Source organism: uncultured Psychroserpens sp. (assembly GCF_947492715.1).
GTDB lineage: Bacteria > Bacteroidota > Bacteroidia > Flavobacteriales > Flavobacteriaceae > Psychroserpens.
The window spans coordinates 1-2,882 of record NZ_CANLNS010000016.1 but is presented as its reverse complement, the minus strand read 5'-3'; the positions used below and the strand labels follow the sequence as shown (position 1 = coordinate 2,882).

Annotated in this window: 1 protein-coding gene; it reads right to left on the bottom strand. The window is 41.8% G+C overall.

Features of this window, described 5'->3' with window-relative positions; genetic code table 11:
• On the bottom strand, positions 1-2,882 hold a 2,882-nt coding region (locus tag Q0787_RS19215; protein WP_298905072.1), incomplete at both ends, for a hypothetical protein.

The window sequence follows — 2,882 nt, the reverse complement described above, 5'->3', positions numbered from 1 at the left end:
CCTACACTTACAACACCATCTGCTCCTAAATCTAAACTACTGGTCTTATCAATACTTATCATTGGATTCTGTGGAATCACTGTATCTGTTGGATCATCTGGTTCTCCATCTCCATTGTTATCTGTATCGGTTGGATCATTTGGATCATCACTATCATCAGTCACTGTTCCGCCTTGTGGATCATTTCCATTTGCCGTTGCTTGGTTAGTCACAACACCTGCATCGATATCTGATTGAGTAATTGCATAGGTCGCTGTGTAAACAATCGTTCCTGCTCCTACGGCTAAATCCTCTAAGTCACCTTCTAAATCTAAGTCGGCTCCTCCACTCTGATAGACTGGGGTTGGTAATCCTCCTGTTCCTGTAAAGTCCGCTCCATCTTCTACAACGGTAACATCAAATAATGTTACATCTCCTGTGTTGCTTACTGTATATGTATAGGTGATAATATCTCCTACACTTACAACACCATCTGCTCCTAAATCTAAACTACTGGTCTTATCAATACTTATCATTGGATTCTGTGGAATAACTGTATCTGTTGGATCATCTGGTTCTCCATCTCCATTGTTATCTGTATCGGTTGGATCATTTGGATCATCACTATCATCAGTCACTGTTCCGCCTTGTGGATCATTCCCATTTGCCGTTGCTTGGTTAGTCACAACACCTGCATCGATATCCGATTGAGTAATTGCATAGGTCGCTGTGTAAACAATCGTTCCTGCTCCTACGGCTAAATCCTCTAAGTCGCCTTCTAAATCTAAGTCGGCTCCTCCACTCTGATAGACTGGGGTTGGTAAACCTCCTGTTCCTGTAAAGTCCGCTCCATCTTCTACAACGGTAACATCAAATAATGTTACATCTCCTGTGTTGCTTACTGTATATGTATAGGTGATAATATCTCCTACACTTACAACACCATCTGCTCCTAAATCTAAACTACTGGTCTTATCAATACTTATCATTGGATTCTGTGGAATAACTGTATCTGTTGGATCATCTGGTTCTCCATCTCCATTGTTATCTGTATCGGTTGGATCATTTGGATCATCACTATCATCAGTCACTGTTCCGCCTTGTGGATCATTCCCAGTTGCTGTTGCTTGGTTAGTCACAACACCTGCATCGATATCTGATTGAGTAATTGCATAGGTCGCTGTGTAAACAATCGTTCCTGCTCCTACGGCTAAATCCTCTAAGTCACCTTCTAAATCTAAGTCGGCTCCTCCACTCTGATAGACTGGGGTTGGTAAACCTCCCGTTCCTGTAAAGTCCGCTCCATCTTCTACAACGGTAACATCAAATAAAGTCACATCACCTGTGTTGCTTACTGTATATGTATAGGTGATAATATCTCCTACACTTACAACGCCATCTGCTCCTAAATCTAAACTACTGGTCTTATCAATACTTATCATTGGATTCTGTGGAATAACTGTATCCGTTGGATCATCTGGTTCTCCATCTCCATTGTTATCTGTATCGGTTGGATCGTTTGGATCATCACTATCATCAGTCACTGTTCCGCCTTGTGGATCATTCCCAGTTGCCGTTGCTTGGTTAGTCACAACACCTGCATCGATATCGGCCTGAGTAATTACATAGGCCGCTGTGTAAACAATCGTTCCTGCTCCTACGGCTAAATCCTCTAAGTCACCTTCTAAATCTAAGTCGGCTCCTCCACTCTGATAGACTGGGGTTGGTAAACCTCCCGTTCCTGTAAAGTCAGCTCCATCTTCTACAACGGTAACATCAAATAATGTTACATCTCCTGTGTTGCTTACTGTATATGTATAGGTGATAATATCTCCTACACTTACAACACCATCTGCTCCTAAATCTAAACTACTGGTCTTATCAATACTTATCATTGGATTCTGTGGAATCACTGTATCTGTTGGATCATCTGGTTCTCCATCTCCATTGTTATCTGTATCGGTTGGATCGTTTGGATCATCACTATCATCAGTCACTGTTCCGCCTTGTGGATCATTTCCATTTGCCGTTGCTTGGTTAGTCACAACACCTGCATCGATATCTGATTGAGTAATTGCATAGGTCGCTGTGTAAACAATCGTTCCTGCTCCTACGGCTAAATCCTCTAAGTCACCTTCTAAATCTAAGTCGGCTCCTCCACTCTGATAGACTGGGGTTGGTAAACCTCCCGTTCCTGTAAAGTCCGCTCCATCTTCTACAACGGTAACATCAAATAAAGTCACATCTCCTGTGTTGCTTACTGTATATGTATAGGTGATAATATCTCCTACACTTACAACACCATCTGCTCCTAAATCTAAACTACTGGTCTTATCAATACTTATCATTGGATTCTGTGGAATCACTGTATCTGTTGGATCATCTGGTTCTCCATCTCCATTGTTATCTGTATCGGTTGGATCGTTTGGATCATCACTATCATCAGTAACTGTCCCGCCTTGTGGATCATTTCCATTTGCCGTTGCTTGGTTAGTCACAACACCTGCATCGATATCCGATTGAGTAATTGCATAGGTCGCTGTGTAAACAATCGTTCCTGCTCCTACGGCTAAATCCTCTAAGTCACCTTCTAAATCTAAGTCGGCTCCTCCACTCTGATAGATTGGGGTTGGTAATCCTCCCGTTCCTGTAAAGTCAGCTCCATCTTCTACAACGGTAACATCAAATAATGTTACATCTCCTGTGTTGCTTACTGTATATGTATAGGTGATAATATCTCCTACACTTACAACACCATCTGCTCCTAAATCTAAACTACTGGTCTTATCAATACTTATCATTGGATTCTGTGGAATAACTGTATCTGTTGGATCATCTGGTTCTCCATCTCCATTGTTATCTGTATCGGTTGGATCGTTTGGATCATCACTATCATCAGTAAC